Origin of the sequence: Pseudoalteromonas sp. H103 (assembly GCF_001469205.1) — a bacterium.
Lineage (GTDB): Bacteria > Pseudomonadota > Gammaproteobacteria > Enterobacterales > Alteromonadaceae > Pseudoalteromonas > Pseudoalteromonas carrageenovora.
The window spans coordinates 317,336-338,413 of record NZ_LOFG01000016.1; the positions used below are offsets into that span (position 1 = coordinate 317,336).

Here is a 21,078-nt window from a genome sequence, read left to right on the forward strand (position 1 = left end):
CCTTCCTTTTTTATTAGTTATTCTTAGCTGGGGCCAGTCATTTTTTGTTCAAATGAGTCGCTTATGTTAATGTTTTATTCAGTTTGTTTCCAGCATTTTTATAGATGTTTAGCGAGCTGTTCGATCACTTGATGTGCGATTTGTGTTTTACTCGCTGCTGGTAATTCTACGCTTTCATTGTGCCAGTATAATGTTAAAGCATTATGATCAGAGTTAAATCCTAGGGCACTTTTTGATACGTCATTCGCGCAAATCATATCTAAGTTTTTATTTTTAAGCTTACCTTTAGCGTAGCTTTCAACGTTTTGAGTTTCGGCTGCAAAGCCTACAGTGTAAGGTCGGTTGTTTTTAATAGCAGCAACAGCGGCAATTATATCGGGGTTTTTAACAAGGGTAAGGGTGAGCTCATCACCTTGTTTTTTCATTTTTTGATCTGCAACATTTGCGGCTCTGTAGTCGGCAACTGCTGCACAGCCAATAAATACATCTGACTGCGGTGCATAGTTTAATGCTTCGTTTAATAGTTGCTCAGCACTTTCAATATTTATTAAATTTACACCAGCTGGCGCTTTAATTGTTACCGGCCCTGAAATTAAATTAACCTGCGCACCTAGCTCTAGAGCCGCTTGTGCTAGAGCGTAACCCATTTTCCCTGAACTATGGTTTGATATAAAACGAACTGGATCAAGAGGCTCTCGTGTTGGGCCTGCAGTAATTGTTATTGTTTTACCTGCGAGTATTTGTGGCTGTTCTTTAGCTGTACAAAGTGCAACTAACTCGTGAGGCTCTAGCATGCGCCCTGCGCCTACATCGCCACACGCTTGTTCGCCTTTACCTGGCCCCCAAATAAGCACGTTACGGGCTTTTAAGGTGGCTAAATTTGCTTGTGTAGCTGGGTGTGCGTACATTTGTTGGTTCATTGCAGGTGCTACGGCTACTTTTGCAGGGGTGGCAAGTAGTAGTGTGGTCAGTAAGTCATCTGCAATACCTGCCGCCATTTTAGCAATAATATTGCTTGTCGCAGGTGCCACCAAAATAAGGTCTGCCCACTTTGCAAATTCAATATGCCCCATTGCAGCCTCTGCTGATGGATCAAGTAATGAATCAGACACTATTTCTCCACTTACTGCTTGCATGGTCAGTGGCGTTATAAAATGTTTAGCTGATTCGCTCATGACTACTTTTACTTCACAACCTGCGTCTTTTAAGCGCCTAACTAGCTCTGCACATTTGTAAGCTGCAATACCGCCGCTAATGCCAAGTACAATTTTTTTGTTTGTTAAGTTAATCATGGTGGTTCATCAGTCTTATTTAATATTGTGGCTAAAATAACAAATCTTGACCCGTACAGCTAAGTTTTTAATTTGAAATAATCAGGCGAATTTTAAAATTTGCATTACAGTTATAAGACACTTTGGCTCCTCAAGGATGAATAATGCAATTAACATCGCTACCAAATTCACTGCGCCCACGCGAAAAACTCATTGCAAAAGGGGCTAAAGCGCTAAGTGATGCCGAGTTACTTGCTATATTTTTACGCACAGGTCTGCCAGGAATGAACGTGATAGAACTTGCTCAGCATCTGCTTAACGAAAATCAAACGTTACATAATTTATTTAATGCCAGCCAAGAAGAGTTTTGCGCTCAAAAAGGTCTTGGTACTGCCAAATATGTACAATTACAAGCGGTTCTTGAGCTAAGTCAGCGTTATATGCAAGAGCGCTGTCAGCGTGGGGCTGTATTTAATTCTCCAGATTCAGTATACGATTACCTAACAATTCAAATGCGTGGTTTGCAGCAGGAAGTTTTTATGGTGTTACACCTCGATAGTCAAAATAGACTACTCAAAGACGAGGTGCTTTTTTATGGGACAATTAATTCGGCCAGTGTTTACCCAAGAGAAGTAGTTAAAGCTGCGCTTAAAAATAATGCAGCCGCGGTTATTTTTGCACATAATCACCCAAGTGGAATTGCAGAGCCAAGCCAAGCAGACAAACTTATTACTAATAAATTGCAACAAGCACTGCAATTAGTTGACATAAGTGTGCTTGATCACATCATTGTTGGCGGCGAAACCTGTGTTTCGTTCGCGCAAAGAGGGCTTATTTAATGTTGCTTGGTGAAGAAGTGTGTTAAAAATGAGCGGTTTGGGGCGTTTTAGCAAATTAGTTTAATTTAAATGCAGTTTTTACTTTCCCTAAGGGCATTCGATCTTTATAATTAGCCGCTATCAAATTTACATATGAGCTGGTTGGATAGATCAGTATTTGATCTTTGCCTGTAAAAGCTGTATAAAGAGCGCCCTTCGATTTATCTAGGGCACAAATACATGGCCTTAGGTTAAATTAAGCTCGAGCGAAGTTATTGGAGATATATAGACATGTCTAAAGTATGTCAAGTTACAGGTAAGCGTCCAGCGGTTGGTAATCACCGTTCACACGCGAGAAACGCGACTAGACGTCGTTTCCTACCTAACCTACAAACACACCGTTTTTGGGTTGAAAGTGAAAAACGTTTTGTAACATTACGCACTACTACTAAAGGTATGCGTATTATCGATAAAAAAGGCATCGACGCGGTTCTTACAGAAATCCGTGCTCGCGGCGAAAAAGTTTAAGGTATTGAATTATGCGCGATAAAATCCGTTTAGTTTCAACTGCTGGTACTGGTTTCTTCTACACTACCGACAAAAACAAGCGTAACATGCCTGAAAAAATGGAAATCAAAAAGTTCGATCCTAAGGCTCGTAAACATGTGATTTTCAAAGAAGCTAAAATCAAGTAATTTTAGTTTTCTTTCAGAATGTAAAAACCCAGCTTATGCTGGGTTTTTTGTTTTTGTAATTTAAGTACAAATAAAAAGGCCGAGCTAACTAGCTCGGCCTTTTCTCCCAGGGGAAGGGAATATTATGGTTGGTATTGTCCGCTAAGCGTCAAACCAGAAAAGGTGCTGTAAGCATTTACGCTTAAGTGCCAAGTTCCCGCTTGTGGATTGCTAAACGTACATGTTTCAGCATTTCCATTTTTATACGGACGACAATCGAAGCTAGAAGCTGTAGGCTGGCTGCCAAACTTAACAAATAAGTCGGCATCACCACTACCACCAGAGGTTGTTACAGTAAATGTACTCATACCTGCTGGCACATCTAAAGTATAATGTTTCCAGTTACCAGTAGTCGCACTAACATCGCTTACTGTACCACCACCGGCTTCAGGCGTGCTTGAACCGCCACCTGTAGAGCCACCTGTAATATTACCCACTAAGCTTACGCCTGAGTATGCCGAGTAGCCACGAAGCATTACATGGTATGTACCTGCTGCAGGGCTATCGATTGAACACTCTTCGCTATTACCGCCTTCATATGGGCGACAATCATAACTAGTTGTGGTTGGTTGGCTTCCAGCACGTACATATAAGTCAGCATCGCCCGTGCCACCACTCATAGTGAACGTTACGTTAGTAGCACCACTTGGTACGGTCATTGTGTAGTATGCTTGTGCATTTGCTGCGCCGCTTAACCCTGTTTTAGCTTCGCCATCAACAAGTTCATTATCTCCGCCAGTTGGTGGAGTAGTGGTGCCACTGGCAGCTGCAACTGCTGCTGCTGCATCAACAATACCTGTACCACAACTAGTACATGTTGCTGAGAATGAACGAGTAGTTGATTTTAGAATACTTTCAATTTCATCAGGAGTCGCATTAGGTTTAGCTTGTTTTATAAGAGCTGCTACACCGGCAACATGAGGGGCTGCCATTGATGTACCTTGAGAGAAGGCATAGCTATCGCTTGACGGTGTAGAAGAACCTGAATTATAAGTCGAAAGAACACCTTCAGAGTCATTCGCAAAGCTTTGCGCGCCACCCGGTGCAGCAACATCAATATTGCTACCGTAGTTTGAGTAATATGCACGTCCGCCGTTACGGCCTACCGATGCCACGTTTACTACACCGCTACAGTTACCAGGGTTGTAGTTTGCTGAGTTATCGTTATCGTTACCTGCAGCAATAACAACCACAGTACCATTACTACGTGCTGTGTTAATCGCATTTTGAGTAGTAGAGCTACACGAGCCGCTGCCACCTAAACTCATGTTAATTACGTCAGCAGGGTTTGAGTTTGCCGGAATGCCAGACACACTTCCACCAGAAGCCCAAATAATGCCATCAGCAATGTCTGATGTTAAACCACCACATTTACCCAGTACTCGTACCGGAACAACTTTTGCGTCGTAAGCAACACCGGCTACACCTTCGCCATTATTAGTAACTGCAGCAACCGTACCTGCAACGTGAGTCCCATGCCAACTAGAGCCTTGGGCTGCATTACTACCACATTCGTTTGCCGCAACGGCATCGCCTGGATCGCGTGCATCACTATCGCGACCGCCGCCATCATTTGCTACCGACAGGTTAGAGATCATATCGTAACCAGGTAAAATGTTAGCGTTTAAGTCTGCATGCGGTCGGTAACCAGTATCAAGTACCGCAACCACTACGCCGCTACCTGTTGCTGTATCCCAAGCGGTCGGTAAATTTAAACCACCTGCTTGTTCGTAGTAGTGCCATTGATCGCCATAGCGAGGATCGTTAGGCGTTGCGAACGGCTTTAACATTTGATCCACTTCAATGTATTCAACATTGCCAGAAGCCACCATTTCTTGCATAAATTCTTGTGCTTCTTCAGCGCTTAGTTTTTTGTCTGCACGCATAACGTGATGGTTATTAAGTGCCATAGCACGGATATACTTCGCTTTTACTTTTCCTTTTTTAGATGCGAAGTTTTTTACAAAGCTCTGTGCACGCTTCTTCATATTTGAAGGGCTCGCGTCTGTACTAGAAATACTCGCCATTTCATTATTATTGTTTTTGTATTTAATAATAAACTGAGTCTCAAAACCGGTTTGGGTTTGTAGTTTTGCAGATGTTTCTGCCATTGAGGTTGAGACAGATTGAGCCATGCTTGAGCTAGCAGCAAAAAGTGTACTTACCGTTAGTGCAATAGCACATTTTTTGAAGTTATTACTTGTTGTCATAATTATCCCTAGTTGTTATTAGTAAATTCGTAATCAGTGATTACGAAACAGAAACAAAGGTAAATGATCTGTTAATAACTTTAAAATACCAATTACTTATGTACCTATTTCATTTGGTTATAACTTAGTGTACCCGTGCTTTTAACGTCTTTTAGTATTTGTGACTAAATAACAAAATACGTTTTTAGTATTAGTTAATTTGTCCTTTTATCGAAAAGACATAACTAACCACGATTACATTTGTTGCTATATTTCTAACAATAAATTCTATTCAAGGTGTTTAGTCAATATTTGCTATAATCGGAAAAATTTTTTAGTAGGGTAAAGTAATGAATCAAGTAGATGTAATTGTTATTGGCGCAGGTGCAGCCGGGTTAATGAGTGCTGCACAAGCAGGCTACCGAGGCCGAAGCGTTACAGTGCTTGATATGGGTAAAAAACCAGGCCGAAAAATTTTAATAAGTGGTGGAGGGCGTTGTAATTTTACAAACGAAAATGCTAGCCCCGAAAACTACCTATGCGGCAACCCTCATTTTGTTAAATCATGCTTAAGTCGTTATACACAGCATGACTTTATTGAGCTGGTAGACAGGCATGGCTTGGCGTATCACCATAAAACACTAGGACAGCTTTTTTGCGATAACAATGCACAAGACATTGTTGATATTTTACTGACCGAATGTGAGTGGGCCGGGGTAAATATAAAGCTACGCAACGAAGTGATCAGCGTATCAAAAACCGAAATCGGCTATAGCGTTACCACAGAGCAAGAAACCTTAACATGCGAGTCGTTAGTTATTGCATCGGGCGGTTTAACAATGCCCAAGCTTGGCGCTTCACCCATAGGCTATAAAATTGCAGAGCAGTTTGGATTAAGTGTATTACCAACTATGGCTGCACTTGTACCGTTTACTTTGCATCAGCACGATAAAGAGCGTTTTGAAGGGCTCTCGGGAATTAGTATTCCTTGTGAAGTTTCAAGCGAAGACGGCACAGTATTTAAAGAGAATATTTTGTTTACTCACCGAGGGTTATCGGGCCCTGCAATATTGCAAATAAGCTCATTTTGGCGAGCAGGGCAGGCTGTTACTATAAACTTATTACCTGAAATTGATTTAAGGCAGCAACTTGCCGATTGGCGAGAAGCGCAAGCCCAAAAGTCGCTAAAAAACAGCCTTGCAACTATTTTACCAAAGCGCTTTATTGAAATACTACACGAAAGCAAAGCGATACCAGATTGTAATATTAATCAGCTTACACATGCTCAAATAGATGAGTTAGTAAATTACATTCACGCTTGGCAAATTAAACCCAATGGCACTGAAGGCTATAGAACAGCGGAAGTAACATTGGGCGGTGTAGATACCGACGAGTTGAGCTCTAAAACCTTTGAAGCTAAAAAAGCTAAAGGCTTATATTTTATAGGTGAAGTAACCGATGTAACGGGCTGGCTTGGTGGCTACAACTTCCAGTATGCTTGGAGCTGTGGATTCGCTTGTGGGCAGTACGCCTAAGTTTAGGCTATAGAGCCATTTAAGTAAGTTGATTGAGCGATAACGGTTGAATCCTTATCGCTAACACATACGTTATTTCGTCCATTATTTTTAGCCCTATATAGCGCTGTATCAGCCCGCTCTAATAGTTTTAGCACTGTATCGTCTTTTTGTATCGTTGCTAAGCCAATGCTTATAGTAAATGCTATATTTGTAATTGTATTTTCGGCAATATATTTTCTCAGGTCATCAGCTTGTTTCGCACCATCATTTAAAGAGGTGTTCGACAAAATAATAGTGAACTCTTCTCCACCCCATCGCGCAATAAGTGCGTCATTTCGCATTCGTTTTTTTAATATTTTTGCAAATTCAGTGAGTACGTTATCGCCAACTAAATGCCCGTAGGTATCGTTTATATTTTTAAAGTGGTCTATATCGCAAATAAGTAAGCAATGCGGGGTTTTAAAGACGTCGTCTTTAGCAATTAATTGTGATAATTCAAAATCAAATTTTTGCCTGTTATAAAGCCCAGTTAACTTATCGGTTTCTGCTAAGTGTTGAATTTCTAGGTTACGGATAGATAGTCGGGTGTATGCCGAAAACCGTGTTTTTTCGTAAAATCTAAAAATCAAAATATGAGCAAGACCTACTTCAATAAGATTAAATAAAGAGCCTAAGCCAATTGTTATGGTTTGCTGTTGTTGTAAGTACACCAGATACGCACAAATAGCAAAAGCGACTGCACTAAATATACTCCCCCAATTTCTGCCAACTAAAAAAAATGTGAATGGCGGAATAAGCGTGGCCCAAAATAAAGAGTGGGCATGGCCACCAACTGAAATCACAAACATTAAAATTAAACTAACAATCATCAATGTAACGGCCCAAGAGGCTATATTTACATTAGCTGTTTTATTAAACCAAATACAAATACCGAACGATATAAAAAGGCCAAAAGCATCAATAAGTGCTATGTCGTAGCTTGCAAAATAAAAAAGATTGAGCAGGGTTAAAACTAAAAAGTAACATGTAGTTATTAGCAAGGAGTGGGCTATTAAGCGAGTGCGCCAAAAGTCCTTGTGATCTTTAGGGTACTGTGGAAACTCTTTGTACCAAAAACTTAGCATAATGAGCGCCCCATAATTGTATACTTTATTATAGAGATTATTACTCATATACAATTATTATTATAGTTTTAATGTCGTCCTATGTAGTTTACGTGTAAGTTTTTTTACTGTTAGCGAGAGATTCGTAGTTGTATCTAGTAGAGAATTGTTGCCAAGGTTCTTAGATTGCATAGCTCTAAAAACAAAAAAGCCGATAATGCATATGCACTATCGGCTTTTTAGTGTTATTTATTAAAGCTATTAGGCTTTAGCAAACGCATCTTGTAGTGGTGGTACTACTTGCTTTTTACGGCTTAATACACCATCTAACCATACTTTATCATTTTCTGGTTTAACGCCGTAAGCCTGCTCAACTAGGTTTGCATCGTCAGATACAATTAGCATCTCTGAGCCTTCTTTCATGATATCGGTAAGCAGTAAAAATACAGAGTGACGATTACCTTCAGTTTTAAGTTTTGCAATATCAGCTTCAAGGTCAGCTTTAATATCGTCAAACACAGCAAGGTCGATTACTTCTAGTTGGCCAATACCTACTAGGTTACCGTTCATGTTGAAATCTTTAAAGTCACGCATAACTAAGTCACGTGCAGGTGTATCTTCTACTGCAGACTTGACGCGGAACATATCCATGCCTAGTTCTTTAAAGTCTTCAACACCCGCAATTTCAGCAAGTGCTTCAACACATTTAATATCGGCAGTTGTACATGTAGGCGATTTAAATATTACGGTGTCGCTTAAAATTGCACACATCATAATACCAGCGATGTCTTTAGGGATTTCTACGCTGTAAAAATCGTACATCATTTTAATAATGGTGTTTGAACAGCCAACAGGACGGATCCAACATTCAAGCGGAGTTGATGATGTTAAGTCACCTAATTTATGGTGATCTACCACGCCAACAACACGGGCTTGGTCGATATCATCAGGTGCTTGTGTTTTTTCTGTGTGATCCACAATATACACATCTTCGCCCGCGTAGCTTAATTTAAGCTCAGGTGCTTCGAAACCAAATTTATCAAGGATAAATTGAGTTTCTGGTGAAACTTCACCAAGACGAGTTGGTATTGCCGGCTCATCGATTTGGTTTTTTAAATAAGCCAGTGCAATTGCACCACAAATAGAATCTGAATCTGGGATTTTATGGCCCACTACATACATAGACATTGACGGAACTCCTTTAAATTTGCCGATATTCTAACAAAGTCTGCGCTCTTTAACATATAGACAGTGCAATTAAGTTTTAGTTACACTTTAAAATCTTGAATTTACTAGGTGTATAAATATGCGACTGGGCCGTAAAGGTTGGAACAACGTTATAATTTTTTCAATGTTGATTATGATCTTCTTTTTAAATGGCTGGCATAAGCAATTTTTGGGAGGGGAGGATAAACCAGCATTACAATCAGTGCTTCCTGAGCAAAGTTTTGTATTAACACTTAAGTTTGTCGATCAAAAAATTGAACGTATAGGTACTAGCTGGCGTACAACACCACTACAAAAAGATGCGCCGCTTATTTGGCAGGCAACTGAGCAGCAACTTAAAGATTTAGTTAGCTATTGGCAAAACGCGCAGCTAATGGGTGTAAATGAATCAGTAGTTTTTAATCCTAATTCACCTTTATATGTTGCCACTTTTGAGCTTGCGGGCGAGAGCCTTCCTTGGGTTTACTTGCTTTATAAAGGAGCTGGGCAATATTATTTGCTAGAAAAAAATAGCCAGCGAATACTCGCTCTTGATTTAAGTACTGCACAGCAGTTGTTTCCAAGTTTTGATTTTTCACAAAGTGAGTCTAATTAATGCCTGAATTACCAGAGGTAGAAGTAAGCCGTATGGGGATCACCCCCCATATAAAAAACCAGGTTGTAACTAAGGTCAATATTTATAATGCCAGTATGCGCTGGCCTGTACCTGATGATGTTTACCAGCTAGAAGGGTTAACTGTTACTAGTATTGAGCGCCGTGCAAAATATTTATTACTGCATTGTGAGCTTGGTAGCACTATTTTACATTTAGGTATGTCGGGCAACTTACGGGTTGTAGATAAAAGCGAGCCTCTAAAAAAGCACGACCATGTAGAGTTTGTATTTGGAAATAATAAGGCGCTGCGCTTGAACGATCCACGCCGTTTTGGCTGCTGCTTATGGCAAGAACCTGGCGAAATACATAAGTTGCTTTCAAAGCTTGGGCCTGAGCCTCTTACTGATGATTTTTTTGCAAAGCGTGTGTACGATCAGTCACGCAATAAAAAAGTACCTGTTAAACAGTTTATTATGGATAACGCAGTGGTTGTTGGTGTAGGAAATATTTACGCTAACGAGTCATTGTTTAAAGCAGGGATACATCCAAAACGCGAAGCTGGGAAGGTTTCTCTTAAACGCTATCAAGTGCTTATCCCAATAATAAAAGACACGCTTGCGGCTGCTATAACTCAAGGTGGTACAACCCTTAAAGATTTTGCACAAAGTGATGGTAAGCCGGGCTATTTTGCACAAGAGTTATTAGTGTATGGCCGAAAAGGAAAGCCCTGTTTAACGTGTGATAATGAGTTAGAAGAAATAAGGCTGGGGCAGCGTAGTACCGTTTTTTGTTCAAATTGCCAAAAGTAACTACTTTTACTTTTTAATGCTCTTAAGAAAACCCCGTTAACACATAGTGCTAACGGGGTTTTTATTATCTATAAAGCGTTTTATACCAATCCGCAATAATACTTAATCATTTTTCGGGGCTAAACGTGCTGCTACCTGTATTAAAAAATTCTCATTTACGACTGCACGGATGCAGAAGGTAGAGCAATGCAGGAGCAATTGCTGAGAGCCACTAAATAGCAAATTTTTTGCCTAGCTATCAACACGCTTTTCCAGCCTCAAAATAGATCGTTTAATTAAGTGAATTGATATTAAACTTTAAATTCATCTACTGATAAACGTAGCTCTTCAGCAAGTTTTGCAACTTCAGAGCTTGAAATGTTCGTTTGGTTTGCGCCTTCAGCAGTTTGCTCTGCAATCGCTACAATTGACTCTAAACGTTCGCTAATCTCTTGAGCCACTTGTTGTTGCTCTAGTGCTGCTGTTGATATTTCTTCACTTACATCATGCGCTTGTGATACCGCAAAAGTAATTGAGTCAAGCGCGCTACTTGCTAGGTCTGTTTGTTCAACACACGATACCGCACGTTGCTTACCTTTACCCATTGCTGTTACAGCAGCCTCTGCGCCTGTTTGTAGCGATTCAATCATCGATTGTATCTCTTGGGTCGACTCTTGTGTTTTACTCGCTAAAGAGCGCACTTCGTCTGCTACAACCGCAAAGCCTCGGCCGTATTCACCCGCACGTGCAGCTTCAATAGCGGCATTAAGTGCAAGTAAGTTAGTTTGGTCAGCAATACCGCGTATAACATCTAAAATACTACCAATTGATGCGCTATCTTGGTGTAGTTTATTTATAACTTGCGAGGCATCATCTACTTCGCGAGCTAGTTGCTCAATAGTTGCTTTATTTTGGTTTGAAATACCTTTAACGCGTTCGGCTTCTTTATCGGCATTTTTAATTTCGCTTAGCGCTTGTTGAGCACTGCCACTTACTGTTTGTGAAGTACTGCTCATTTCAGTTGTTGCTGTGGCTGCTTGTTCTACTTGTGCCTGCTGGTTGCGAATTGCTTGGCTTGATTCGGCAGTAATTGCAGAAGTTTGCTCTGATGCCGCAGCAAGTTGGGTAGAGCGAGAAATAATACCTTTAATTAAGCTACGTAGGCTGTCTATTAAGGTATTACAGCTTTTAGATAGTTCGCCAAACTCATCTTTAGCACTATCGTCTAAGCGTTGGGTCATATCGCCGCTAGCTACAATGTCTAAAATACGGTTAACTTCAGCGAGTGGTTTAGTAATGCGGCTTACTGTAATAATAGCTATGGCAATAGCAATTAATGTAGCTATTATCATACCTACCCATGTCCATAAATTAGCTGAGTCAACGTCGCTACGAACGCCTTGCTGTAATTTAAACGCAACATCACTGGCTTGTTTTACAAGCTCATCAATTTGATTAAGTGCCATTTTTGTTGCTTGTTCTGATTGAGCAAGCTCGGCTTCGGTCAGTGTAATCGCATCAATTAAGCGCTTTTTATTAGCAGCTAACCCGCTGTTACCTTTTATGTTGCTCTCTAACGTATCTACATACTCTTTAAGGCTTATGTACAAGTCACTATGTGTTTGTTCTATTGCTGGTTTAATAAGAGCAAGTGTGCGGGTAACTTCATCAAGGTAATAAGTTTGCTCATTTTTAACAATATCGAGCGTACTGAGTGTTTTTACAGTTAGCATATCGGTGCTGTTACTTACTACCGACATAAAATTGTTTTCTAAATTGTTTGCAGCTTGATAAGCACGGGGGTGGTTTTGCTCAAATCCATCAATATCAATAATATCTAATACGACTGAGTTAGCGTCTTCTGCACTTAGCTCTATATTTTCAAGTTGGGCGGTTAAGGCTTTATTTAGTGCAAGCTGTTTGCTTTTATCTGTTAGTAAGTTTTCTACTGTATTTAAAAAGCTTAAGTAAGTTTTTTCTACGTTTTGGCTACTTTGATTAAGTGCGGTATCGTTTTTAACTACTTCTTGAAGTTCGCGATGTAGTGTATTAAATAGCTGCTTTTGTTCATTAACTTGTTTTTTTATTGGTTCTAATTCTTTAGCTGATGAAGTGTAAAAGCTAGCTTGAGCGGCTTTACTCATTAAAATAAACTCAGCTTGTAACTCAGAGCTTTTATTTAATGCTGGAAGTGATAGTTGATTCACTTTTTGAGTAGAGCGATCGATGTTTGCTATTTTTATTAAGGAGTTACCACCAATTATTAGTAATAAAAGGGTAATAAATATAAAACCACCCCAAATACGTTGGCTTACTGTTAGGTTCATAAATTTTCCACTCAAAAATACTTCAATTAAATCTTATCGGCGTTTGTACCAATAAGTTAAGCAATTAAAATCAATTACTTTAACTAATTTTAACTTTTAATTGATAAATCTAACAGATGTATTAGCTTATTTCAGTTTATTTAGACAAAAGGTGGGATTTTTCTACAATTAATTTTTTATTACTCAGCTCCATAAGGGTCATACTGCCCCCCCACACACAGCCAGTATCTAAGGCATGAATACATGGGTTTGCTGTTTTACCTTCCAGGGCAGCCCAGTGGCCAAAAATAATATCGTGCGTCGCATTTACTATATTTGGGTGTTTAAACCATGGCGTTAGCTCGCGATTATCAGTTATTGCACCTTTTGCATTAAGCTCTAATTGATTATTAGCAGTTAAAAAACGCATGCGAGTAAAATAATTGACTATGTATCTAAACTTTTCAAAATCATCAAGTTCGCTTGAAAATTTACCAGGATGAGGCTGATACATACGCTCAAAAAATAGTTTAGCATTACTTGATTGGTAACAGCTATTTGCAAATTCGGCGTACCTTAGCGCATTGTTTATTGTCCAATTAGGGTTTAACCCTGCATGAGAAATAAAACAATTATATTGTTTTAGCTCTATTGCTAATGGCTGAGTTTGTAAAAAAGAAATGTAGCGAGCTAGGTGAGGGCTTTCAAATATAGGGCCTAATTTGTCTTTAGGATTAATTGATTTGTTAAGGTAATAACAGGCAACCATGTGAAGGTCGTGATTACCTAAAGTGATAGTCATACTATCCTGGTGTTTGTAAATGTGATCTATGCAAGCAAGAGAGTCTGGCCCTCGGGCTACAACATCGCCAACTAAATATAAGTGATCTTGGCTTGGGTTAAAATTAACGCGTTGTAAAAGGGTGTTAAATTCACTAAAACACCCTTGTAAATCACCTATTGCATAATCTGCCATCAGTGGTTAGTACTTAATGCAAAATGTTAGGGCAAGCCAAACGAAACACATTAATAGGTGCCTGAAACTCAGAGCCAAACTCATTACGTAATGTGTAATGACCCTGCATTGTACCCACTGGCGTATCTAAAATTGCACCACTGGTGTATTTATAGCTTTCGCCAGGGCCAATGTCTGGCATTTCGCCTACAACACCTTCACCTTCAACTTCGACTTCTTTGCCGTTTGCATCAGTGATTAACCAATAACGACTTAGTAGCTTAGCACTACAAAGACTATGATTTTTAATTGTTACTGAGTAAGCAAATACATATTTTTCAAGCTCAGGTTGAGATTGACCTTCTACGTAAAATGTTTCTACAGATACCTTTACAGGCGATCCTATATTACTGCTTGTTGTCATAAATCCAGTTAGCTATATCAATAAATTGTTGTAACGATAGGCTTTCAGCACGAAGAGTAATATCTATACCAATGCTTGTAAGCTCATCAGCTGTTAGTAAATTACCTAAACTATTTCGTAATGTTTTACGACGTTGGTTAAATGCTTCTAAGCATACTGTGTTTAAAATTTTCACGCTTTTAGCTGTACGTTGCTCTGCTTTTTTAGGGATTAAGCGAATAACTGCCGAATCAACCTTTGGAGCAGGTTTAAAGCACTCTGGCGGTACTTCAACTACAGGCATTGCATTACAGTAATACTGCGTCATAACACTTAAGCGGCCAAATGTTTTACTGCCAGGGCCAGCTACCATACGCTTAACGACTTCTTTTTGAAGCATAAAGTGCATGTGCTCAATATGATCAGCAAATTCAAAAAGGTGAAATAGCAAAGGCGTAGAAATGTTGTAAGGTAAGTTACCAAACACTTTTAATTTTTTGTCATCACGTACCAGGCTTGCAAAGTCAAACTTCATTGCATCGCCTTGGTTTACCGTTAACTTAGGACCTAAAAATGGGTGCTCAATTAAACGTTGTGCTAAATCTTTGTCTAGTTCAACAACCGTTAAATGGCCGCTTAAATCAGCCACAGGCTCAGTAATAGCGCCAAGGCCTGGGCCTATTTCTACTAAGTTGTCTTCTGGTTTAGGATCTATCGCAGTGACTATTTTATCGATGATAGATTCATCAAATAAAAAGTTTTGTCCAAAACGTTTACGGGCGCGGTGTCCTAAATGTACTTTATCGGTCATTGATTCTGTGCTTTTTCTTGGGCGAGCTTAATTGCTTCGCGGATCGCTAATTCAAAACTGCCAACATCAGCGGTTCCAGTGCCTGCTAAATCTAACGCAGTACCGTGGTCAACTGAGGTGCGGATAAATGGTAAGCCTAAGGTAATATTTACCGATTTACCAAATCCCTTGTATTTTAGCACAGGTAATCCCTGATCGTGATACATAGCAAGCACAGCATCGGCTTCAGATAGATATTTATCTTGAAATAGGGTATCGGCTGGAAGTGGGCCAATTAAGTTCATGCCTTGGCTATTGAGCAGTTCAAGCGTTGGGGTAATTGTTTCTATTTCCTCAGTGCCTAAATGTCCATCTTCACCTGCGTGTGGGTTTAAACCACACACTAAAATACGTGGTTTTTCTATACCAAACTTAGTTTGTAAGTCGTGGTTTAAAATACCTGCTACTTTAGTTAAACGCTCTGGTGTAATAGCGCGAGATACATAGGCAAGTGGAATATGAGTAGTTACAAGGGCAACACGTAAGCCTTCAGTTGCTAGCATCATTACTACATCGGCGGTATTTGATTGCTGCGCAAAATATTCAGTGTGGCCACTGAACGAAATACCCGCTTTATTTATAATACCTTTGTGAACAGGACCTGTAACAACAGCGTCGAAGCTACCGTCCATGTTTTTCTCGCTTGCTATGCGCAAGGTATCTAGTACGTATTGGCCGTTACCATCATCAAGTACGCCAAGCTCTACATCTACACCTAAATCAACTTGATGAATGTATAAACTGCCCGCAGGCGCTACCATTGCTGGCGCTTCTTCATCAAATTCAATTAAGTTTATTGTTAAGCCTAAATGCTCTGCACGCTCTTTTAATAGTTTGCCATCAGCAATGGCTACTAGTTGAGCGTCCCACGCTTGCTGAGCAAGCGTGAGAAGCAAATCTGGGCCAATACCGGCAGGTTCACCCGGGGTAATAGCAATTCGTAAGGTCATATTTATTGTTCTGTTGGGAAAATTTCAACGTGAGCTTGCTCGCGCATTTCTTGCTGCCAGTTGAAACTTTCTTCCTTAAATTTACGGTTAAATAACATACCGTGAGCACGGTTACGTTTAGCAAGCTCTGTTTTATCAGCTACGCGTTTTCCTAGTAGCTGAACAATGTGCCAACCAAATTGCGTTCTGAACGGTTCGCTTATTTCATCTTGCTTAAGAGAAAGTAGTGTATCTTTAAACGCGGGTACGTAGGTCGTAGGATCAGTCCAGTCGTATTCACCACCTTTAAGTGCTGAGCCTGGATCTTCAGAGTATTCTTTAGCAAGCTCTGCAAAATCAGCTTTACCAGCTCGTAAGTCTTTTGCAAAACCTGCAAGCATAGAGCGTGCTTTTTCTTCGCTTAAAATAATAGATGGCTTAATAAGAATGTGACGAGAACGAACCTCTGTAGTTTCTACTACTTGTAGGCCACGTACGTCTTGTACTTTGATTATATGAAAACCAGCGCCTGAGCGAAGAGGACCAACGATAGCGCCTTTTTTCTTCCCCTTTACTGCTTCAGCAAAAAGCGATGGCATTTCATTAATACCCATATAACCAAGCTGACCACCTTCAAGTGCTTGAGAGCCACTTGATGATGAAATAGCAATACGTTTAAATTCTTGGCCGTCGTTTAATAACTCAATAACTTTATCTGCACGTGTTTTAGCACTCGTAATCTCTTCAGCGGTAGCATCGTTAGGGATATCAATTAAAATATGACCAATGTCGTACTCTTCAGCATTTTGACCTTGGGTTTCCATAATTTTTAAAAGGTTATCAACTTCTTGCTCGCTGATATAAATACGGCGATCAACGTTGGCTCGCGTTACTTGTTGCGTGGTTATTTCTTTACGAATTTCTTCGCGGTAGCTTTGAAAACTTTCACCAGCACCTTCAATAGTACGACGTAAATCAGCAATAGTACCGCCTTGCTCTTTAGCCATATTGGCAAGTGTTTGATCCAGTTGGCTGTCTGAAATTTGTAGACCCATTCGCTCAGCCATTTGCATCATAAGCGCTTGGTTAACTAAACGTTCTACAGCTTGTACACGAAGCGTTTCGTCTTTTGGAAGTTGTTGACCTTGCTCTGCTGCTTGCTTTTTAACACGATCAATAATGGTGTCTACTTCGCTTTTTAAAATTACGCCTTGGTTTACAACGCCTATAACTTTATCTATTTCTACTGGTGCAGCCATTGCACTTTGACAAAGACTGACACTTAAAACTGCTGATGTTAATAATTTTTTTAAATTCATATTCTTTTTACTACTCTTGCTAATAGTACTGTTGTGATACTAGTTATTAAGAAAATACGGTCTACGATAGCCAAAAATACCTTGTTGTAATAATTTTTGTGCATCATAACGGCTTTTACTGCCAAGTCCTTTTAATACAAAATTCAAACTAATACCTGAATCAAAAGTTGCTTGTTCTTGCCCTATTAACTGATTTAAATCAGTTTCTATTTGGCGATGGCCAGTAATTTGGATTGCCCAACAGCATGATTCATACTGAAATCCGCTCAATACTTCGATGCTTCGATTATTTTCAAGGTCTCGGTGATAACTTGCAATAAATTGCCATTCGTCACTAATAGGAACACTTGTAAATACACCTGCTTGCTCGATTGTATTTCCTGAGACATCATTTGCATAGCGATGGTTCAATTGTACTAGCTGATTATTATCACCTTTGTAATCAAGAGTGACATTAGACTGTACCATTTGCTTGCCATCTGTATCGTACTGAATGCCACCAGCAAGATACCAGCGGCGATGCCAATGTAACATGGTTTGTGCTGCAAATAGTGCATTATAATTAGTATCGGAGTTTAAGCCTTGCTCTGTAGGTTTTGCATCGTCACTTAAATAAAAGATTTGCCCTGCACTGAAGTTAAACACTTCTTCTTGTTTTTTATCAAACAAGCGAGTTGTTGCACCTAAGGTAAATTGATTAGCTGCCGCTATTCGGTCAACACCTGAAAAACGCACGTCTCTGAATAAGCCGTAATAATCGTCTTGTAATTTGGTGGTATCAAATAAGCCTATGTCTGATTGATCTTTATTTGGGGTATATAAATACTGAATTTGTGGTTCAAGTGTTTGTATACCGTCTTCAAAAAAGTAAGACGCGTCACGCTCAAAATTAAGCTGAGAATACAAGCGTACTTTAGGAATTGTACGAGAAACTGTATCGCTATATTGCGTACCGGTTAAATTACCATTTTGCTTGTAGTTTGTTTGTAATAAGCTCACTTCAGATAAAAAAGACCACGCATGAGTTGCATAGTTATAGCGAGCTTTAGGCTCAATGTGCACACGTGTTGCACTATCTATATCTACCTCTGAAGAGCCATTAGTAAAATGGCTAATCTCGCCTGATAGCGTAAAGTCAAAGTTGTCAAAACGCCACGGAGCAGTTTGAGTAAAGTTAATTTGCGGTACCGCCGTGTATGATTCTAAGTGATCGCCGAGTACTTCGAAATTTTGTACTTTTATATCGGTGCGCCATGTCTCACCTAAGTGAGTAAGCGAGCCTGTACGATAAAGCTGAGTATCGGTTTTACTGGCGTAACTTGAACCTAAGTCAGTTATGTAGTTATCATCACTTACGTTAGTTACATCAACGTTCGCTCGCCAGTTTTCACCTAAGTAACTTTGCTGCTGCCAATGAAATATGTAGCGCTCTTCTAAATCAGGCTCTGAGTCATCGCTATCTAAATATTCAACACCCACTAAACCTTCATGTTGTTCAGTTAGGTATCTAAACTCAGTTTGTAATTGCAGCCCTTTATTAGACATATAGCGAGGGGTGATGGTGGCATCAAAGTTAGGCGCAATATTTAAATAATACGGTGTAACGGTTTCTACGCCGTATTTATCAGAACTTGAAATAGTAGGTGTAAGTAAGCCCGATTTACGGCGCTCATCTAATGGGAATGTGAAATATGGTAAATATAAAACAGGTGTATCTAAAATACGTAAAACTGCGTTGTAGGTTTCGCCCCAACCTTCTTCTCGTGAGAGGTTAATTTCATCGGCTTCTATTTCCCATACTGGCGTATCACTTGGGCAGGTAGTAAAGCTTGCATTCATTAGCAATAAGCCAGACTGATTAACAGTAAGTTTTTCAGCGCCGCCTTTGCCTTGTTGTTCGCTCAGGCTGTAATCGGCGCCTAACAAACTTACTTCTGAATTATTTAAATCGGCGTTTAAACCGGTGCTATTTACCTTACTAACATAATCTTGATAAGTAATTGGCCCTGTTGCATTTAGTAACCCACGCTGTTTGTCTATCAACGCAGTTTGTGCGGACAAACTCATCTTAAGGGTGTTAATATCAACATTGCCGGTAAATTCAGCGCTTTGGGTGCCAAGTAGCTCGACATCATCAGCTTGAATGTCAACTTCACCGAGGTTAAGGCCTTCAAGTGGTTGCCAAGCTCTGGTTTGCATTGAAATGCCACACAAGTTGTGTGCAAGTTCAGTTTCGGCAAGCGATGGTGCGCTAACTACGCTTAGCATCAATATGCCCCAGGTTTTGCTCATTTATTGACCTTAATGCTGTGTGATTAAATATAATCTACACATAATAAAGGAAAATAATGGCAAATACAGTAATTGACCTATAAAAATAGATATCACTATAAAATGACACGCTTTGAGAATTTACAACAATTTATAAACGTACAGCTTAATGCCAAATCGCACACTCTAAATGCCATTACGGGTGATGCGAGCTTTCGTCGTTATTACCGTCTAAATCACGATAATAAGCATTTAATAGTGATGGACTCAGATCCAAAAAAAGTAAATAACGAGCCGTATATTTCGTTAAATAAGGTGTTTACAGAGCAAGGCTTTTTGCTTCCTTCAATAATTGCAAGCGATGAGCAACAAGGCTTTTTTATATTAAGCGATTTAGGGTCTACTCACTTAGCCGATATGCTCGATGACAAAAATAAAATAGAGCATTATAAGGCATTAATCAGCTTAAATGCGCAGTGGGCAAAAACGCCATCAGCTTCAGCCATGCAAGCTTATAGCAAAGATTTCATCCAACTTGAGCTAGGCATATTTAGCCAATGGTTAGTGAGTGATTTTATAAGTGAATCACTCACTACTGAGCAAGTAGCAATGTGGCACTCAAGCTGCGAGTTACTTACAAATGCTATGCTTTTACAGCCAACCGTGACAGTTCACCGCGATTATCACAGTCGCAATATTATGTATAGCAACGGCCAGTGGGCCATTATTGATTATCAAGACGCCGTACAAGGCCCACTTTGCTATGATCTAGTATCGCTATTGCGCGATTGCTACTACAAACTACCTGAAAGTGAGTTATCAAGCTTACTTGATTTTGCTTATAAAGAATTTATCGCTCAAGGGTTAGTAAAAAATACCTCTTTTAGTGAATTTAAATATTGGTTTGATTTAACCGGTATTCAGCGCCATTTAAAAGCCGCGGGCATATTTTGTCGGCTATATTTGCGGGATTCAAAAACAGGTTATTTAGATAATATTCTACCAACACTCGATTACATTGTTGAAGTAGCCGCACATTACTCAGAGCTTAGTGATTTAAGTGAGTGGATAAAGAATACAATTGTGCCAAAAGTTACAAAGCAACTTGCTGTGGAGCGTACATGAAAGCAATGATTTTAGCTGCAGGGCGCGGCAAGCGAATGATGCCACTTACGCAAAATATGCCAAAGCCAATGTTAAAAGTGGCTGAAAAACCACTTATTGAGCATCATATAAATAATCTAAAGGCGGCGGGCATTACTGATATTGTAATAAACCTCGCGTGGCAAGGTGATAAAATAAAAGATTATTTTAAAGATGGTAGCCAATTTGGCGTATCTATCAATTATAGCCAAGAGGTTAAGGGCGGCCTTGAAACTGCTGGCGGTATTATTGAAGCGTTACCGCTGTTAGGTGATTCGTTCATTGTTATAAATGGCGATGTATATACTGATTACGATGTAAGTGCGCTTATGCAGCTACATTTACAATCAGGCGAAGCGCATATAGTACTAATAGAAAACCCGCCACATAATCTTGATGGCGATTTTACATTAAGTCATTTATCGGATGAGAGCCAAAAATATACGTTTTCAGGGATCAGTAGATACCACGCTGACTTTTTTAAAGGGTTAGCCCAAGGAGTTCGGCCTTTAGGGCCAATATTACGAGAAAAGTTAAATGAACATTTAGTCTCTACTGAGCTCTATATTGGACAATGGGATGACATTGGCACGCCAGCGCGTTTGGATGAATTAAACAAACGTTTAAAAGCGCAGTAAATATTAATTTTAAAAAGGCAGT

General features: G+C 39.7%; 19 protein-coding genes. 8 read left to right on the top strand and 11 right to left on the bottom strand.

What is annotated here, in order from left to right:
- Positions 1 to 98: 98 nt before the first annotated feature.
- Positions 99 to 1,292, bottom strand: a complete 1,194-nt coding sequence (gene coaBC / locus ATS74_RS13620; RefSeq protein WP_058549424.1) for a bifunctional phosphopantothenoylcysteine decarboxylase/phosphopantothenate--cysteine ligase CoaBC — start codon at positions 1,290 to 1,292, stop codon at positions 99 to 101.
- 143 nt (positions 1,293 to 1,435) lie between these two features.
- On the opposite strand from coaBC, the gene radC reads away from it, so the two are divergent.
- From radC to rpmG, 3 genes are all read left to right on the top strand, one after another.
- The gene (radC, locus tag ATS74_RS13625) at positions 1,436 to 2,110 is read left to right on the top strand and encodes a RadC family protein (RefSeq protein ID WP_058549425.1); all 675 of its coding nucleotides are present in this window, start codon (positions 1,436 to 1,438) and stop codon (positions 2,108 to 2,110) included.
- A 270-nt stretch (positions 2,111 to 2,380) separates the two neighbouring features.
- On the top strand, positions 2,381 to 2,617 hold the full coding sequence (gene rpmB, locus ATS74_RS13630; protein WP_006793236.1) for a 50S ribosomal protein L28: 237 nt from the start codon (positions 2,381 to 2,383) through the stop codon (positions 2,615 to 2,617).
- 11 nt (positions 2,618 to 2,628) lie between these two features.
- The gene (gene rpmG / locus ATS74_RS13635; RefSeq protein ID WP_004587947.1) at positions 2,629 to 2,784 is read left to right on the top strand and encodes a 50S ribosomal protein L33; all 156 of its coding nucleotides are present in this window, start codon (positions 2,629 to 2,631) and stop codon (positions 2,782 to 2,784) included.
- 122 nt (positions 2,785 to 2,906) lie between these two features.
- Here the strand turns inward: rpmG and ATS74_RS13640 are convergent, their stop codons facing one another.
- Positions 2,907 to 5,033 carry a S8 family peptidase gene (locus ATS74_RS13640; RefSeq protein ID WP_058549426.1) on the bottom strand — a complete coding sequence of 709 codons (2,127 nt, stop codon included), beginning with the start codon at positions 5,031 to 5,033 and terminating at the stop codon, positions 2,907 to 2,909.
- A 329-nt stretch (positions 5,034 to 5,362) separates the two neighbouring features.
- Here ATS74_RS13640 and ATS74_RS13645 point away from each other — a divergent pair, with 329 nt between their 5' ends.
- On the top strand, positions 5,363 to 6,547 hold the full coding sequence (locus ATS74_RS13645; protein WP_058549427.1) for an NAD(P)/FAD-dependent oxidoreductase: 1,185 nt from the start codon (positions 5,363 to 5,365) through the stop codon (positions 6,545 to 6,547).
- 2 nt (positions 6,548 to 6,549) lie between these two features.
- Here ATS74_RS13645 and ATS74_RS13650 read toward each other — a convergent pair whose 3' ends face one another.
- Complete coding sequence (locus ATS74_RS13650) at positions 6,550 to 7,653, bottom strand: GGDEF domain-containing protein (protein WP_058549556.1); 1,104 nt, start codon at positions 7,651 to 7,653, stop codon at positions 6,550 to 6,552.
- 240 nt (positions 7,654 to 7,893) lie between these two features.
- On the bottom strand, positions 7,894 to 8,820 hold the full coding sequence (locus ATS74_RS13655; RefSeq protein WP_058549428.1) for a manganese-dependent inorganic pyrophosphatase: 927 nt from the start codon (positions 8,818 to 8,820) through the stop codon (positions 7,894 to 7,896).
- Between the two features lie 118 nt (positions 8,821 to 8,938).
- On the opposite strand from ATS74_RS13655, the gene ATS74_RS13660 reads away from it, so the two are divergent.
- Together ATS74_RS13660 and mutM are read left to right on the top strand one after the other, a co-directional pair.
- Entirely contained in the window at positions 8,939 to 9,454 is a 516-nt protein-coding gene (locus ATS74_RS13660; protein ID WP_058549429.1) for a hypothetical protein, read from the top strand.
- Positions 9,454 to 10,263, top strand: coding sequence for a bifunctional DNA-formamidopyrimidine glycosylase/DNA-(apurinic or apyrimidinic site) lyase (gene mutM / locus ATS74_RS13665; protein WP_058549430.1), 810 nt, complete (start codon positions 9,454 to 9,456; stop codon positions 10,261 to 10,263). The genes ATS74_RS13660 and mutM overlap by 1 nt, the downstream gene beginning before the upstream one ends.
- Before the next feature lie 290 nt (positions 10,264 to 10,553).
- Here mutM and ATS74_RS13670 read toward each other — a convergent pair whose 3' ends face one another.
- From ATS74_RS13670 to lptD, 7 genes are all read right to left on the bottom strand, one after another.
- The gene (locus ATS74_RS13670) at positions 10,554 to 12,569 is read right to left on the bottom strand and encodes a methyl-accepting chemotaxis protein (RefSeq protein ID WP_058549431.1); all 2,016 of its coding nucleotides are present in this window, start codon (positions 12,567 to 12,569) and stop codon (positions 10,554 to 10,556) included.
- Between the two features lie 136 nt (positions 12,570 to 12,705).
- A complete protein-coding gene (locus tag ATS74_RS13675; RefSeq protein WP_058549432.1) occupies positions 12,706 to 13,524 on the bottom strand; it encodes a symmetrical bis(5'-nucleosyl)-tetraphosphatase in 819 nt (272 codons plus the stop codon).
- A gap of 13 nt (positions 13,525 to 13,537) precedes the next feature.
- Positions 13,538 to 13,927 (bottom strand): Co2+/Mg2+ efflux protein ApaG, encoded by a 390-nt coding sequence (gene apaG, locus ATS74_RS13680; protein ID WP_058549433.1) that lies wholly within the window; start codon positions 13,925 to 13,927, stop codon positions 13,538 to 13,540.
- Entirely contained in the window at positions 13,911 to 14,717 is an 807-nt protein-coding gene (gene rsmA / locus ATS74_RS13685; protein WP_058549434.1) for a 16S rRNA (adenine(1518)-N(6)/adenine(1519)-N(6))-dimethyltransferase RsmA, read from the bottom strand. The genes apaG and rsmA overlap by 17 nt, the downstream gene beginning before the upstream one ends.
- On the bottom strand, positions 14,714 to 15,706 hold the full coding sequence (gene pdxA / locus ATS74_RS13690) for a 4-hydroxythreonine-4-phosphate dehydrogenase PdxA (protein WP_058549435.1): 993 nt from the start codon (positions 15,704 to 15,706) through the stop codon (positions 14,714 to 14,716). Before pdxA ends, rsmA begins: the two co-directional genes overlap by 4 nt.
- 2 nt (positions 15,707 to 15,708) lie before the next feature.
- Entirely contained in the window at positions 15,709 to 17,004 is a 1,296-nt protein-coding gene (gene surA, locus ATS74_RS13695) for a peptidylprolyl isomerase SurA (RefSeq protein WP_058549436.1), read from the bottom strand.
- A gap of 39 nt (positions 17,005 to 17,043) precedes the next feature.
- The gene (gene lptD / locus ATS74_RS13700) at positions 17,044 to 19,296 is read right to left on the bottom strand and encodes an LPS assembly protein LptD (protein ID WP_058549437.1); all 2,253 of its coding nucleotides are present in this window, start codon (positions 19,294 to 19,296) and stop codon (positions 17,044 to 17,046) included.
- Between the two features lie 102 nt (positions 19,297 to 19,398).
- Between lptD and ATS74_RS13705 the strand changes: the two genes are divergently transcribed.
- Together ATS74_RS13705 and murU are read left to right on the top strand one after the other, a co-directional pair.
- Positions 19,399 to 20,400 (top strand): aminoglycoside phosphotransferase family protein, encoded by a 1,002-nt coding sequence (locus tag ATS74_RS13705; RefSeq protein WP_058549438.1) that lies wholly within the window; start codon positions 19,399 to 19,401, stop codon positions 20,398 to 20,400.
- The gene (gene murU, locus ATS74_RS13710; protein WP_058549439.1) at positions 20,397 to 21,056 is read left to right on the top strand and encodes an N-acetylmuramate alpha-1-phosphate uridylyltransferase MurU; all 660 of its coding nucleotides are present in this window, start codon (positions 20,397 to 20,399) and stop codon (positions 21,054 to 21,056) included. Before ATS74_RS13705 ends, murU begins: the two co-directional genes overlap by 4 nt.
- Positions 21,057 to 21,078: the final 22 nt, after the last annotated feature.

What these genes read in the sequence shown, in the direction of transcription:
- coaBC (WP_058549424.1), bottom strand. Translation starts at nt 1,292, where the DNA reads ATGATTAACTTAACAAACAAAAAAATTGTACTTGGCATTAGCGGCGGT.
- radC (WP_058549425.1), top strand. Translation starts at nt 1,436, where the DNA reads ATGCAATTAACATCGCTACCAAATTCACTGCGCCCACGCGAAAAACTC.
- rpmB (WP_006793236.1), top strand. Translation starts at nt 2,381, where the DNA reads ATGTCTAAAGTATGTCAAGTTACAGGTAAGCGTCCAGCGGTTGGTAAT.
- rpmG (WP_004587947.1), top strand. Translation starts at nt 2,629, where the DNA reads ATGCGCGATAAAATCCGTTTAGTTTCAACTGCTGGTACTGGTTTCTTC.
- ATS74_RS13640 (WP_058549426.1), bottom strand. Translation starts at nt 5,033, where the DNA reads ATGACAACAAGTAATAACTTCAAAAAATGTGCTATTGCACTAACGGTA.
- ATS74_RS13645 (WP_058549427.1), top strand. Translation starts at nt 5,363, where the DNA reads ATGAATCAAGTAGATGTAATTGTTATTGGCGCAGGTGCAGCCGGGTTA.
- ATS74_RS13650 (WP_058549556.1), bottom strand. Translation starts at nt 7,653, where the DNA reads ATGCTAAGTTTTTGGTACAAAGAGTTTCCACAGTACCCTAAAGATCAC.
- ATS74_RS13655 (WP_058549428.1), bottom strand. Translation starts at nt 8,820, where the DNA reads ATGTCTATGTATGTAGTGGGCCATAAAATCCCAGATTCAGATTCTATT.
- ATS74_RS13660 (WP_058549429.1), top strand. Translation starts at nt 8,939, where the DNA reads ATGCGACTGGGCCGTAAAGGTTGGAACAACGTTATAATTTTTTCAATG.
- mutM (WP_058549430.1), top strand. Translation starts at nt 9,454, where the DNA reads ATGCCTGAATTACCAGAGGTAGAAGTAAGCCGTATGGGGATCACCCCC.
- ATS74_RS13670 (WP_058549431.1), bottom strand. Translation starts at nt 12,569, where the DNA reads ATGAACCTAACAGTAAGCCAACGTATTTGGGGTGGTTTTATATTTATT.
- ATS74_RS13675 (WP_058549432.1), bottom strand. Translation starts at nt 13,524, where the DNA reads ATGGCAGATTATGCAATAGGTGATTTACAAGGGTGTTTTAGTGAATTT.
- apaG (WP_058549433.1), bottom strand. Translation starts at nt 13,927, where the DNA reads ATGACAACAAGCAGTAATATAGGATCGCCTGTAAAGGTATCTGTAGAA.
- rsmA (WP_058549434.1), bottom strand. Translation starts at nt 14,717, where the DNA reads ATGACCGATAAAGTACATTTAGGACACCGCGCCCGTAAACGTTTTGGA.
- pdxA (WP_058549435.1), bottom strand. Translation starts at nt 15,706, where the DNA reads ATGACCTTACGAATTGCTATTACCCCGGGTGAACCTGCCGGTATTGGC.
- surA (WP_058549436.1), bottom strand. Translation starts at nt 17,004, where the DNA reads ATGAATTTAAAAAAATTATTAACATCAGCAGTTTTAAGTGTCAGTCTT.
- lptD (WP_058549437.1), bottom strand. Translation starts at nt 19,296, where the DNA reads ATGAGCAAAACCTGGGGCATATTGATGCTAAGCGTAGTTAGCGCACCA.
- ATS74_RS13705 (WP_058549438.1), top strand. Translation starts at nt 19,399, where the DNA reads ATGACACGCTTTGAGAATTTACAACAATTTATAAACGTACAGCTTAAT.
- murU (WP_058549439.1), top strand. Translation starts at nt 20,397, where the DNA reads ATGAAAGCAATGATTTTAGCTGCAGGGCGCGGCAAGCGAATGATGCCA.